Origin of the sequence: Streptomyces sp. NPDC005820 (assembly GCF_040630255.1) — a bacterium.
Taxonomy (GTDB): Bacteria; Actinomycetota; Actinomycetes; order Streptomycetales; family Streptomycetaceae; genus Streptomyces.
This window is the reverse complement of sequence record NZ_JBEXXE010000010.1, coordinates 123,002-134,961: the sequence shown is the minus strand read 5'-3', so window position 1 is coordinate 134,961 and position 11,960 is coordinate 123,002. Positions and strand designations below refer to the sequence as shown.

Annotated in this window: 12 protein-coding genes, 1 tRNA gene and 1 pseudogene; 6 read left to right on the top strand and 8 right to left on the bottom strand. The window is 71.3% G+C overall.

Annotated elements, in window-relative coordinates:
- Positions 1–678: a class E sortase gene (locus ABZ464_RS14560; RefSeq protein ID WP_359275896.1), complete on the bottom strand. Its 678-nt coding sequence runs from the start codon at positions 676–678 to the stop codon at positions 1–3.
- An 18-nt stretch (positions 679–696) separates the two neighbouring features.
- Positions 697–1,464 carry a DUF881 domain-containing protein gene (locus tag ABZ464_RS14555; protein WP_359275894.1) on the bottom strand — a complete coding sequence of 256 codons (768 nt, stop codon included), beginning with the start codon at positions 1,462–1,464 and terminating at the stop codon, positions 697–699.
- Between the two features lie 139 nt (positions 1,465–1,603).
- Between ABZ464_RS14555 and crgA the strand changes: the two genes are divergently transcribed.
- Complete coding sequence (gene crgA, locus ABZ464_RS14550) at positions 1,604–1,858, top strand: cell division protein CrgA (protein WP_359275891.1); 255 nt, start codon at positions 1,604–1,606, stop codon at positions 1,856–1,858.
- Positions 1,859–2,124: 266 nt separating this feature from the next.
- On the opposite strand, the gene ABZ464_RS14545 is transcribed toward crgA, so the two are convergent.
- Together ABZ464_RS14545 and ABZ464_RS14540 are read right to left on the bottom strand one after the other, a co-directional pair.
- Positions 2,125–3,018 (bottom strand): rhomboid family intramembrane serine protease, encoded by an 894-nt coding sequence (locus ABZ464_RS14545; RefSeq protein WP_359275889.1) that lies wholly within the window; start codon positions 3,016–3,018, stop codon positions 2,125–2,127.
- Positions 3,019–3,150: 132 nt separating this feature from the next.
- The gene (locus tag ABZ464_RS14540) at positions 3,151–3,678 is read right to left on the bottom strand and encodes a peptidylprolyl isomerase (RefSeq protein WP_359275886.1); all 528 of its coding nucleotides are present in this window, start codon (positions 3,676–3,678) and stop codon (positions 3,151–3,153) included.
- A gap of 254 nt (positions 3,679–3,932) precedes the next feature.
- Here ABZ464_RS14540 and ABZ464_RS14535 point away from each other — a divergent pair, with 254 nt between their 5' ends.
- Positions 3,933–4,655, top strand: a complete 723-nt coding sequence (locus tag ABZ464_RS14535; protein ID WP_359275883.1) for a DUF5324 family protein — start codon at positions 3,933–3,935, stop codon at positions 4,653–4,655.
- A gap of 193 nt (positions 4,656–4,848) precedes the next feature.
- On the opposite strand, the gene ABZ464_RS14530 is transcribed toward ABZ464_RS14535, so the two are convergent.
- Positions 4,849–4,921, bottom strand: a tRNA-Ala gene (locus ABZ464_RS14530).
- Between the two features lie 179 nt (positions 4,922–5,100).
- On the opposite strand from ABZ464_RS14530, the gene ABZ464_RS14525 reads away from it, so the two are divergent.
- The gene (locus ABZ464_RS14525) at positions 5,101–5,649 is read left to right on the top strand and encodes a hypothetical protein (RefSeq protein WP_055636222.1); all 549 of its coding nucleotides are present in this window, start codon (positions 5,101–5,103) and stop codon (positions 5,647–5,649) included.
- A 355-nt stretch (positions 5,650–6,004) separates the two neighbouring features.
- Positions 6,005–7,606, top strand: coding sequence for a serine/threonine-protein kinase (locus tag ABZ464_RS14520; RefSeq protein ID WP_359275880.1), 1,602 nt, complete (start codon positions 6,005–6,007; stop codon positions 7,604–7,606).
- Here ABZ464_RS14520 and ABZ464_RS14515 read toward each other — a convergent pair.
- Both ABZ464_RS14515 and ABZ464_RS14510 read right to left on the bottom strand, forming a co-directional pair.
- Positions 7,570–8,934 (bottom strand): hypothetical protein, encoded by a 1,365-nt coding sequence (locus ABZ464_RS14515; RefSeq protein ID WP_359275877.1) that lies wholly within the window; start codon positions 8,932–8,934, stop codon positions 7,570–7,572. The two genes, ABZ464_RS14520 and ABZ464_RS14515, sit on opposite strands and share 37 nt — an antisense overlap.
- Before the next feature lie 230 nt (positions 8,935–9,164).
- On the bottom strand, positions 9,165–9,293 hold the full coding sequence (locus ABZ464_RS14510) for a DLW-39 family protein (RefSeq protein ID WP_003999697.1): 129 nt from the start codon (positions 9,291–9,293) through the stop codon (positions 9,165–9,167).
- 993 nt (positions 9,294–10,286) lie between these two features.
- On the opposite strand from ABZ464_RS14510, the pseudogene ABZ464_RS14505 reads away from it, so the two are divergent.
- Both ABZ464_RS14505 and ABZ464_RS14500 read left to right on the top strand, forming a co-directional pair.
- Positions 10,287–10,451: pseudogene (locus ABZ464_RS14505) on the top strand (DUF6344 domain-containing protein); the annotation flags it as partial.
- Positions 10,452–10,592: 141 nt separating this feature from the next.
- A complete protein-coding gene (locus ABZ464_RS14500; RefSeq protein WP_359275875.1) occupies positions 10,593–11,366 on the top strand; it encodes a glycosyltransferase family 2 protein in 774 nt (257 codons plus the stop codon).
- On the opposite strand, the gene ABZ464_RS14495 is transcribed toward ABZ464_RS14500, so the two are convergent.
- Positions 11,351–11,881 carry a hypothetical protein gene (locus tag ABZ464_RS14495; RefSeq protein ID WP_359275872.1) on the bottom strand — a complete coding sequence of 177 codons (531 nt, stop codon included), beginning with the start codon at positions 11,879–11,881 and terminating at the stop codon, positions 11,351–11,353. The two genes, ABZ464_RS14500 and ABZ464_RS14495, sit on opposite strands and share 16 nt — an antisense overlap.
- Positions 11,882–11,960 lie beyond the last annotated feature (79 nt).

Sequence of the window (11,960 nt, the reverse complement as noted above, 5' to 3'; positions counted from 1 at the left end):
CTAACGGCGCAGGGCCTCGGGTTCGCCTGCCTCCACAGGCTGTGTGGAGTCGAGGTGCGCCCAGACGATCAGCCGATGACTGTGCCCCCATTCCGGATCGCACGTGGTCAGCGTCAGATACCGGCCCGGACGCGTATACCCCGACTTACGTGGCACAGCGTCGATCACCTCGACGTCCGAGGGCACGGTTTTGTAAGGGCCTTTGTCGATCCGATACGTGAACCAGGTCGTGCCGTCGGTGAGCACCACCGCGTCCCCGCGCCGGAGCTTGGGGAAGTCCTTGAACGGGTCGCCGTAGGTGCGCCGGTGACCTGCGACGGAGAAGTTCCCGGGCTGTCCGAGCCGTGCCGTGCCCGCGTAGTGGCCCAGCCCCTTCTTCAGGGTGCCGGTCGAGGTGCCTTCGAGGACCGGCTTGTTCCACGTGAAACCAAGACGCGGGATGTACATCACCGCGAAGGGCCGACCGCTCCGGTACGGCGCCGGGGGCGCGGGCGTGCTCGCCGTCGGGGTCGGCTGCCGGGTCGCCCACTGCTGGTGCAGATCGTCGATCTGGTCGCCCATGTCCCGGTCGGCCCGTACGCCGGTCCAGAACAGCACGTAGGCGACGAAGAGGACGATGACGGCGCCGACGGTGATGCACAGCTCGCTGAACGTCCTGACGATCACCCGTAACGACACAGGCGCCCCCGCCGGTTGCTACTCCACAGGCTTCGCGTAGTGCAGATCCACTGTGCCCGAGTAGCCCGGAAGAGTCACCGTCCCGTCCTCGGTGACTTTCCAGCCGAGGCCGTAGACATTGACGTAGACCATGTAGTTCTGGATCGCGGGCGAGTCCGCGATCGCCTTCTGCAGCTTCTCGGGGTCGCCGACCGCCTGGATCTTGTACGGCGGTGAGTAGACCCGGCCCTGGAGGATCAGGGTGTTGCCGACGCAGCGCACGGCGCTGGTGGAGATCAGCCGCTGGTCCATCACCTTGATGCCGTCGGCGCCGCCCTTCCACAGGGCGTTCACCACGGCCTGGAGGTCCTGCTGGTGGATGACCAGGTAGTCGGGCTGGGGCGCGGGGTAGCCGGGGAGCTTGGCCGTGGCGTTGGGCGGGGCGTCGTTGAGGGTGACCGTGATCGCCTTGCCCTTGAGCTTCTGGGTGCCGGCGTTCTTCTCCAGGCCCGCGAGCTTCTCGTCCTCGGCGCTGGTGCTGCCGTCGTCGGCCTCGGCCAGGGACTCCACCTGGGAGCGCAGGGCCGCGTTGGACTCGTCCAGCTCGCCGTTCTTGCGGCTGTGCTCCTGGATCAGGTCGGAGAGCTTCAGCAAGGAGGCGTCCGTACGAATGTTCGTACCCTTGGCCGTGTTGAAGCTGGTGATGAAGAGAAGTCCGGCGAGGGCGAAGACACCCGCGGTGAGCATCCGCACGGGACGGAAGCGGGGCGTTGAACTCGTCCCGGGGGAGTCGGCAGAATTGCTCAACGTACCCTTATCTCCTTCGGCGCCGTAGAAGCACTACGCTAACGGACGCCCGGGGGAGCCCTTCAGTCCCCTAGTACGCAGCCCCCGAGCCCGACCAGCACCTGCGCGGCCACGCAGCGCATCGACAGGAGAGACCCTCGTGCCGAAGTCACGTATCCGCAAGAAGGCCGATTACACGCCGCCGCCGGCGAAGCAGGCGACCGCGATCAAGCTGACCAACCGCGCCTGGGTCGCACCGGTGATGCTGGCCATGTTCCTGCTCGGGCTGGCCTGGATCGTCATCTTCTACGTGACGGACGGCACGCTGCCGATCGACGGTCTGAACAACTGGAACATCGTGGTGGGCTTCGGGTTCATCGCGGCCGGCTTCGGCGTCTCCACGCAGTGGAAGTAGCGGCCCCAGCAGCTCTCCCCAGGGCTGTTCGCTGAGTTATCCACAGGCCTGAGCCTTCTTTCCACAGAGTGGGGAAAAGAAACGACGATCTGTGGATAACTCACCGGAGGTTGACGCCGGTACGACGTAACTACCGGCAGTGACCAGCCCTCGAAAACCCGTTCGCCCCCTGCCTGACCTGCGCAAACAAAGGTCACCGGCAGGGGGCGTCGCCGTTCCCGCACGTTGTGCACAAGATTCGCCACGCGCTGTGGACAACAGGGCGCTCAAGTGAGCTGAGCGGTCCTCAGGAGCGTCAACACGACCACCACGGCCAGCACCACCGCACAGGTCCCGTACTGCACCAGGGCCCGGCGCTCACGCGGGGCGTGGACCATGGCGTATCCGACGACCACACCCGCGACGAGACCGCCGATGTGGGCCTGCCAGGCGATGTTGCTCCACCCGAAGGTGAAGATCAGGTTGATCACCAGCAGCGCGATGATCGGCCGCATGTCATAGCGCATCCGGCGCATCAGGACCGCCGTGGCGCCGAAGAGACCGAAGATGGCGCCCGAGGCCCCGAGGGACGGCTGGTTGGGCTCGGCGATCAGATACGTCAGCGCGCTGCCCGCCAGCCCGGAGACGAAGTAGAGCGCCAGATAGCGGGCCCGGCCGAGCGCCTGTTCGAGCGGGCCGCCGAGCCACCAGAGGCTCATCATGTTGAACAGGATGTGGACGATCCCGCCGTGCAGGAACATCGGCGTCAGCAGCCGGTACCACTGGCCCTCCGCGATCCCCTCGACATCTCCGAGGACCGGCACGTACGCCCGCCCGAGCAGCTCGAAGCTGTCGGTGAAGCGGTCGCCGACGGCCATCTGGACCAGATAGACCGCCAGACACAGCCCGATCAGGATCTTGGTGACCAGGCGGGGATCGTCCGCGAGGGAGCCCCCGGCGAGGGTGCGCGGCCGGGACGCCGCCGGCGGATGCGCGCTGCCCGCGCCCTCCCGGACGCAGTTCGGGCACTGGAACCCGACCGAGGCGCTGACCATGCACTCCGGGCAGATCGGCCGCTCGCAGCGCGTGCACCGGATGCCGGTCTCCCGGCCCGGATGCCGGTAGCAGGAGGGCAGCCCGCTGTGGGTGCCGTCCGGCCGGCTGCCTGGCGCCTGGTCCATGAGCTCCCCCAGTTCGTCGTCGCGCGGGACTGGCCTACGGGCTTCGCCCTGCTCGTCCTTCTCATCCTTACGGACGAGCGGGGCAAATGGTTCCTGTTCCCGCTGTTCCCGCTGTTCCCGCCGCGGACCGCGCTAACGCGTCTCGACGACGACCGACTCGACGACGACGTCCCGCAGCGGCCGGTGGGTGCGCGGGTTGGTCTCGGTGGCCGCGATCTCGTCCACGACCTTCTGGCCGGCCTTGTCCACGACCTCCCCGAAGATGGTGTGCTTGCGGTTGAGCCAGGCCGTCGGGGCGACGGTGATGAAGAACTGGGAGCCGTTGGTGCCCGGGCCCGCGTTGGCCATGGCCAGCAGATACGGGCGGTCGAAGCGCAGCTCCGGGTGGAACTCGTCGGGGAACTGGTAGCCGGGGTCGCCGGTGCCGTTGCCCAGCGGATCGCCGCCCTGGATCATGAACCCGCTCATCACCCGGTGGAAGACCGTGCCGTCGTACAGGGGAGCCGCGGACCGCTCACCGGTCGCGGGGTGGACCCACTCGCGCGCGCCGGTGGCGAGCTCGACGAAGTTCGCCACCGTCTTCGGGGCGAAGTCCCGGAAGAGCCGGATCTCGATGTCGCCCCTGGTGGTCCTCAGGGTGGCGTAGAGCTGCTCGGCCACGATCCTGCCTTCCGTTGTGCTCGTGTGATCCCCCGATCCTCGCACGGACGGGAGCGGGCGGCGCCGATCCGTGGCATTGTCGACGACAAGGTCCCGTTGCCCTTATTCATCCCCTATGGCACTCGCCTGGTCCACTGTCGCAACCGCCCGGCACCCGGATGCCCCTCCGCGCGTGCCGCGACGGACAGCGGCAGGCATGATCCGTAAAAGGGTGGAAAGTCGAAATACCGTACGCCACCGAGGAGGAGGAACCCGTGACCCGCATCGACAGCGTGCGCGCCGCGACCGGCTCGGCGAAGGACAGCGTGCTGCACGCCGCGGAAGTGGTGGCGCCCTACGCCGACACCGCCAAGGAAAGGGCCGCGCAGTACGCGCAGGAGGCCCGAGAACGACTCGCGCCGAGGGTGTCGCTGGCCGCCGAGCAGGCCCGCGCCCAGTACGACACCCATGTCGCGCCCCGGCTGGAACTGGCGCGGACGCATGTACCGCCGAAGGTCGACCAGGCCGCGCACGAGGCGGCCGTCCGCACCCGGATCGCCGCCCGGCAGGCCGCCGAGTACTCCCGGCAGGCGGCGGAGTACTCCCGGCCGAGGATCGAACAGGCGGTCGCCGCGGCCGGGCCCATGAAGACCGAGGCCACCGCCCGGAGCGTCGCCGCCGTGGCCGCGCTGCGCGGCCAGGTGACACCGAGAGAGATCGAGCGGCTCGTGCGCAGGCACCGGCGGCAGGCCCGGGCCGGGAAGGTCGCCCGGATCCTCCTGGTGTGCGGTGCGGTCGCCGGCGGTGCCTTCGCGGCCTGGAAGTGGTGGGACAAGCAGGCCAACCCCGACTGGCTGGTCGAACCGCCCGCCCCCACGGAGGTACCCGCCTCCGGCGGCCTGACCTCGGTGGACGGCAGCGGTGCCGTCCTGGACCCGGAAGTGCAGGCCAAGCAGGCCGAGGACGAGGCCGCGGACCGCGACGACGACCGCGGCTGACACCCGTACGAACGGGACCTCGCCCACCCGGAGTTCGACGCCCCGGGTGTCCTTCCGGACAGGGAGGAACCGTCCGTACGACCGGTCGGGCGGGACCGGCCGCCGTCCTCCGAGACAACCCGAAACAACCGAAGAAAAACCGAGAAAGCCCCTCTGCTCTGCGTTTCCGCAGGTCAGAGGGGCTTTTCCGGTGTGGAGCCTAGGGGAGTCGAACCCCTGACATCTGCCATGCAAAGACAGCGCTCTACCAACTGAGCTAAGGCCCCGGAAGGGACGTCCGGCCGGGAGCTCGTCCCGACGGCCGCCGCAGACCAGAGTACCGGGTCACCGGGGGTATCTCGCAAAAAGATTGGGGGTCCCCGTGGATGACCACTCTCCGTAAGATGCTCGACGTGGTTCGCTACAGCGAACCGTGGATGTTCTGGGGAAGCGATGGGGAGACGCAATGGACGCCGCACAACAGGAAGCGACCGCGAGAGCGCGGGAACTTCAGCGGAACTGGTACGGGGAGCCACTGGGGGCGCTCTTCCGTAAGCTCATCGACGATCTTGGCCTCAACCAGGCTCGTCTCGCGGGGGTGCTGGGACTGTCGGCGCCGATGCTGTCCCAGCTGATGAGCGGTCAGCGGGCGAAGATCGGCAACCCGGCCGTGGTGCAGCGCGTGCAGCTGCTCCAGGAGCTGGCCGGACAGGTCGCGGACGGCAGCGTCAGCGCCGCCGAGGCGACCGAGCGGATGGACGAGATCAAGCGGTCGCAAGGGGGTTCCGTGCTCAGCAACACCACCACCACGACGAGCAGTTCGGGGGCGCCCACGGTGAAGCGGGTGGTCCGGGAGATCCAGTCGCTGCTGCGCTCGGTGGCCGCCGCCGGCGACATCATCGACGCCGCCGACACTCTCGCCCCGAGCCACCCGGAACTGGCGGAGTTCCTCCGGGTGTACGGCGCCGGCCGTACCTCGGACGCCGTCACGCACTACCAGTCCCACCAGAGCTGAGCCGTCGGACCGGTCGCTGAAGGGGGTTCGGCACCGGACGCACGCGCCTGGCCAACGGGGGACGGTCATGGGGTACTCGGGGAGACCACTACGGGCAACGGGAGACCCGTACGGGTACACGGGGGACGAGTACGGAGTACGTGGGGGACGAGTCCGGGGGACTCGGGGGACGAGTACGGGGTACATGGGGGACGAGTCCGGGGGACTCGGGGGATACATACGGGGGCACGGGGGACATACCCGAGGGGCCGGGAAGACCTTTCCACAGGACCGCGGGGACACGGGGGTCCATCGCTCGTCGCGGGGGTAGCGAGGGGGTAGCAGGACAGCCGAGGGGGAGGAGCGACGCACTGCCATGGGTGAGGTCTTCGCGGGACGGTACGAACTGGCCGACCCGATCGGGCGCGGAGGGGTCGGCGCGGTCTGGCGCGCCTGGGACCACCGTCGGCGCCGGTACGTGGCCGCGAAGGTGCTCCAGCAGCGGGACGCGCACTCCCTGCTGCGGTTCGTCCGGGAACAGGGACTGCGGATCGACCACCCGCATGTGCTCGCGCCCGCCAGCTGGGCCGCCGACGACGACAAGGTGCTGTTCACCATGGACCTGGTGGCCGGCGGTTCGCTGGTCCACCTCGTCAACGACTACGGTCCGCTGCCACCCGCGTTCGTCTGCACCCTGCTCGACCAGCTCCTGTCCGGGCTCGCCGCCGTGCACGCGGAGGGCGTGGTCCACCGTGACATCAAACCGGCGAACGTCCTCCTCGAAGCCACCGGCACCGCCCGCCCCCGGCTCAGGCTGTCCGACTTCGGCATCGCGATGCGGCTCGGCGAACCGCGCCTGACCGAGACCAACCTCGTGGTGGGCACGCCCGGTTACCTCGCCCCCGAGCAGATGATGGGCGCCGAGCCGGACTTCCCCGCCGACCTGTTCGCCGTAGGACTCGTCGCGCTGTACCTCCTCGAGGGCGCCAAACCGGACGCCAAGGCGCTCGTGCAGTACTTCGCCGAGCACGGAACTCCCGGCGCCCCCAAGGGAATCCCGGATCCGCTGTGGCAGGTCGTCGCCATGCTGCTGCAGCCCGATCCGCAGGCCCGCTTCCGTACGGCCACGGGGGCGCGCAAGGCGCTCGCGGCGACCGCGGAACTCCTGCCGGAGCCCGGGCCCGACGACGAACTCATCGAGATATTCGACCAACTCGGGTCCCTTCCCCAGGGGTTCGGCCCCGAGGGACCCTTGAAGCCGCTCCCGAGGAAGCCTCCCGCCGAGGGGACGGCACATACCGGCCCGACGGGATCCACCGGCGAGCGTCTCCTGCCCGCCCGGCCGACCACACCCCCCGGCGGACAGCCTCTTCCCGTACAACCGGACACTCCCCCCGGGCCGGCCCGCGCGGGCACGGATTCCCTGCCCGCACGGCCCCTCACACCCCCTGGCCCGCCGGGGGCGGGACCGACCGGCCCGACCGCTTCAGGCGAAACGTCCCCCCACACCCCGTCCACGCCGACGCCGTCTTCTTCCGGCCCGGTCCCCCCTCAGCCGACCGGGGCGCCCACGTCACCAAGCACACCGAGCCTGCCCGCGCACCCACCGACGGTCACCCCGACCCCGACCCCCACCCCGTCCATGTCGGAGACCGGCAGCTTCCACCTGCCGCCCCCTCTCCCGACGGTCACCGCCACGCCCACGCCCACACCGACCCCGCACCCCTATCTCACCCCCACGCCCACGCCCACCCCCTACGACCCCACCTTCGCGCTGACCCCCTCGGGCGGCCCCCGCGCCGCCACCGCCACCGCCTCCTACACCGCGCAGGAACCGGTGTCGGCGGTCCCGCGGCCGCGGGGGCACCGGGCCGTGCGCCAGCGGCGGCCGGGGCCGCCCGTCAAGGTCGCGGTACCGATGCTGCTGCTCGCGCTGGCCTGTTACGCCGTGGGGTTCTGGGCGCTGACGCGGATCTGAGCGGAGGCCCGGCGGCGGGCGATCAGGGTCCAGCCGCCGAGGATCAGCAGCAGCGCGGTGCCCGTGCCGATGCCGGTCGCCGCGACCGCCCGCATCACGGGGTCGTCCCCGGCCGCCGTGGTTCCCCCGGACGGCCCTGACGCCAGGTCGGTACCGAAGACCCCGCTGGGCACGGGCCGGCCCAGATACCCCGGCCCGGACTCCGGGGTGCCCCCGAGGCGGACGCGCAGGGTCACCTCGTAGGGGCCGTCGCCGAACTGCTCGGCGACCTCCGTGGAGAGATGGACGACGAGGTAGTAGGAGCCGGCGAAGCGCAGGCTGTTCTGCGGGTCGGTGGGCGCGTACCGGTTGGCGTACCGGACGGGCGGAACGGGGTCGAGCGCGGCCGACTTCTGGGTGCCGCCGTAGCCGGTGCCCCGGGCCACCACCTTGGCGCGCACCGGGTTGTAGAGGGTCAGCTCCAGCGCGTCGACCGCGTACCCGGTCCCGGCTCCGGCGCCGGATCCGCTCCCCGAGGCGCTGCTCGCGGTGCCGCCGGCCAGGTCCGCCTCGGCGTACAGCTGCTGTCCCCAGTCGACGGGCACCCGGTAGAAGACGGTCTCGCCGGGGACCACCTCGTCGCGCCAGACGCCCGGCCCGACGGCGGTCGCCGCCGTGAAGCCCGCGCCGCCGGGCCGCACGACCGGCTCCCCGGACGGCGGCGCCGGGGTCGCGGAGTCCCAGGCCCGCGGGGTGCTCGTGGCGCCGGCCCGGGCGAGCGGGGGCTCGGTGACGGGCGCGAGTTCCAGCTGCCAGGGGTCGCCGGACGTCTCCCCGGTGCCCGTGTCCGACCGCTCGACGACCACGTAGTACGTGCCCGCCCTCTGGCACAACCCCTTGCCGGGCTGGATCTCCCGCGCGCCCCAGGCCGTCACGGGCTGCGGGCTGCGCGCGGCGCCGATCGTCGCCGACTCGTAGGAGCAGCTCCCGCTGTCGGCGTCCTGCACGGAGACCGTGATGCCGTCGCCGACGGCGGGGGTGCTGCCGGGGCGGGGGATCGCGGTGACGGCGACGTACGCGGTGGACTCGGCGTCCAGTTCCAGGCGGTAGTACGCCTTCCCGCCGCCCTCGAGCGTGCTCTTGTACGTCGCTCCGGGCTCCAGCCGTACGGCCCCGGAGGCGCCGGTCGCGGCACGGGCCTCGCGGACGTCGTCGGCGAAGGCGTACGCCGGGACGTCCGGCGCGGCGACGGCGGCCGGCGCCGGGACCGCCCACCCGAGCAGCACGCCCAGGACCACGGCGCGCAGCACCACCACCGCGCGCCCCGTACCCCCCGTACGCCGGGCCATCAGAACCCGCCCCCTCGCCTTGGTCCGAACGAGGCCCATCCTGCCTCGCCGCCCCGGCCCCCGCCCCCGCATTCCCCACGGGCGTCCGGAACGCCCGCCTCTATCCGCAAACCGGAACATCCGCAACCGAAGGCCGACACACCGGGGGCCGGCATCCCGGGGGCAACACAAAACCCCGACCGCTGCGGCGGCCGGGGTCTGATCTCGATCTCAGTCTCTGGTGTCGGTACTCACGAACCCGTGGGCACGGAGTCAGTGGCCTCCGTCCACAGGTCCTGCTCGGCGCGATCCGCCTGGATCTGGCGGTACACGAGGAGACCGCCGATGGCGGCCAGTGCGACCAGGAGCAGCTTCTTCACCGCGCGACCTCGTCTTTCCTTGACGTAGGGGACCTCTGGCGCCCGACTATACACACCGACCGATATCGATCGGTGACCTGCGTCGGCCTCCCAACTCCCGTCGTCGGCCGCCCTGTGACCCGTTTTCCCCGGTGCGCCCATACGAGTGGTGTTCATCGGAACATCGCCTCGTCGTGTGCGTCGGTCCCCCGGTTCACGCTCCCCATACACATGATGAGCAAAGTACGCAAATCGCCCAACCCGAAGGTGAGGGGCATGACCGTGAACCGGGTCATGAAGCTGTGGACCGCCATCGTCACCGCGTTCCTCGCGCTGTGCACGGCGCTCGGCTTCGTCGCTTCGACCGCCGCGACCGCGACGGCGCAGACCGGGCCGACGCACACCGACGCCGAGAAGGCCGGCGGCAGCGAGAGCCCGCACGGCGAGAGCACCGGCGGCTGGAGCCCCGAGGGGGCGGCCGCAGGAGCATCGAGCGCCGCGAGGTCGAGCGCCGGAGCATCCGGCGTCGAGGGCGAGAGCGTCCGCGGAGCGAGCCTCCGCGCCACGCGCCCCGAGGCGTCGAGCCCGGAGGCGTCGAGCCCGGAGGCGTCGAGCCCCCGCGGTGCCGGCATCCGCGGCGAGGTCCCCGTCGGAGAGCGGATCTCCGGCGAGTTCCCGGCCGCAGAGCGCATCCCCGGCGAGTTCCCGGCCGCAGCGCGCATCCCCGGCGAGTTCCCCGCCGCAGAGCACGCCTACCGCGAGTTCCCCGCCGAAGAGGGCACGTACAGCGAGATCTCCGCAGGAGAGCGCACGTACAGCGAGGCCCCCGCCGACGTGCAAACCCGCAGCGAGACCCCCGCCGACAGGCAGACCCGCAGCGAGACCCCCGCCCTCGAGCGCACCCAGGGTGAGGTCCCGAGTGGTGAGCGTCCCGGCGGTCCGGTCACCGGGGGCGCGCCCACCACCACTCCATCGGCCGCCGACGCCGCCGCTTCCGCCTGGGACTGGTTCCGCACCCGCTCCCTGCCCCCCACCATGAAGCAGCGCATCCTGGCCGAAGCGCACGGCAAGTCCCCCAGCTGCCGCCACCGCTCCCTCTCCGACCCGGACGCGGCCGAGCACACCACGGACTGCGACCTCGCCGAGGCGGCCGAGCCCTCGATCCCGGTCCAGCGCTGAGCCTCCGCGGCGAAACCGCCCATATGCACCGACGTACGACGTGACGGCGACTTGCGTACCGACCGCACGATGCAGGCCCGGCGGCTCCCCGAGCGACCGGGCCTTCGCCGCATGTACACATCACACGGCTAACCTGAGGCCGTGCCCCAGGACCATGAACGCATCCGGCGCATAGTCGTCCTCACCGCCGTGCACGCGCCCTCCGCCCGGTATCTGCCCGAGGCCTGGAAGTCGCTGCGCGAGCAGAGGCTGCCCGAGGACTGGGAGTGGCACTGGGTGATCCAGGAGGACGGTACGACGGACGAGGTCCGCCCGTACGTCCCCGACGACCCCCGGGTGACCTTCCGGCAGGGACGCCCCGGCGGGCCCGGTGTCGCCCGCACGATCGCGCTGGCGCACAGCGAGGGGTCGTACGTGAAAGTCCTGGACGCCGACGACCTGCTCACCCCCGGTGCGCTCGCCCGGGACCTGGCCGCACTGGAGCGCGATCCCGGCCTCGGCTGGGCGACCTCACGGGTCCTGGACCTCCTCCCCGACGGCTCCACGGTCGGTTTTCCCGGCGATCCCGCGGGCGGGCCCCTCGAACGCGGCGCCGTCCTCGACCACTGGGCGACGCACGACCACCGCGCCCAGGTGCACCCGGCCTCCCTGTGCGTACGACGGGACCTGCTGACCGCGCTCGGCGGCTGGATGGCACTGCCGGCCTCGGAGGACACCGGCCTGCTGCTCGCGCTGAACGCGGTGAGCCGTGGCTGGTTCACCTCGGAGGCGGGGCTCTTCTACCGCAAGTGGTCAGGCCAGGTCACGGGCCAGGCCGCGCACGTCGACCCCGCCGAACGGGCGGCCCGGACGGCGGTCGCGGAGGCCAGGGCCCGCGCGCTGGCCTCCTTAGGCTGGACCTACCCGGCGGGCTGACCCGCGGCGACGGCCAGCCAGTGGGCCACCCGGCGCAGCGTGCTCTCGTCGGCCCGGTCCACCAGCGCCCGTACGGCCGTGACGTCGTCCGGCGTGAGGTCGTACAGGCCCGCCTTGCTCAGCCCGGCCATCAGCACCTGGTGCCGCCGGTCCTCCATGCGCTCGGCGAGCTTGGTGAGACCGGCGGCGGGAACAGCGGCCTCCGGACTCTCGGCGGCCTCCCGGCTCTCGGCGGCCGCCGGCGCGGGAGCGGGGTCGCCAGCCGGGTCGAAGAGGTGCCACGCACCCTCCTTCGGTCCCCACAGGGCGACCGCCGCCTCCTCCCCCCGCGCCCGTTTGACCTGCGTCATCTCGCCCATCGCGTACAGCACGGGGGTGCGGTCGGGCGATTCGGCGGCGGGCCGCCAGGAATCCGAGGACGGGTCGTGGAACATCGCGACCCAGCGCGGGGCGCCCGTCGGCTGCGGGCTCCGGGGACGGCTCTGTCGGGCCTGACCACTCTGTCCGATCTCCATGGCTGGCGCTCACCCCTTCCGTATCGCCGTATCGGCACGGCGGGGCGACGATAGCTGACGGACCGTCAGCTATCCAGGC

Coding starts and splice junctions, on each gene's coding strand:
- ABZ464_RS14545 (WP_359275889.1), bottom strand. CDS start 3,018: ATGGACCAGGCGCCAGGCAGCCGGCCGGACGGCACCCACAGCGGGCTG.
- ABZ464_RS14525 (WP_055636222.1), top strand. CDS start 5,101: ATGGACGCCGCACAACAGGAAGCGACCGCGAGAGCGCGGGAACTTCAG.
- ABZ464_RS14520 (WP_359275880.1), top strand. CDS start 6,005: ATGGGTGAGGTCTTCGCGGGACGGTACGAACTGGCCGACCCGATCGGG.
- ABZ464_RS14515 (WP_359275877.1), bottom strand. CDS start 8,934: ATGGCCCGGCGTACGGGGGGTACGGGGCGCGCGGTGGTGGTGCTGCGC.
- ABZ464_RS14495 (WP_359275872.1), bottom strand. CDS start 11,881: ATGGAGATCGGACAGAGTGGTCAGGCCCGACAGAGCCGTCCCCGGAGC.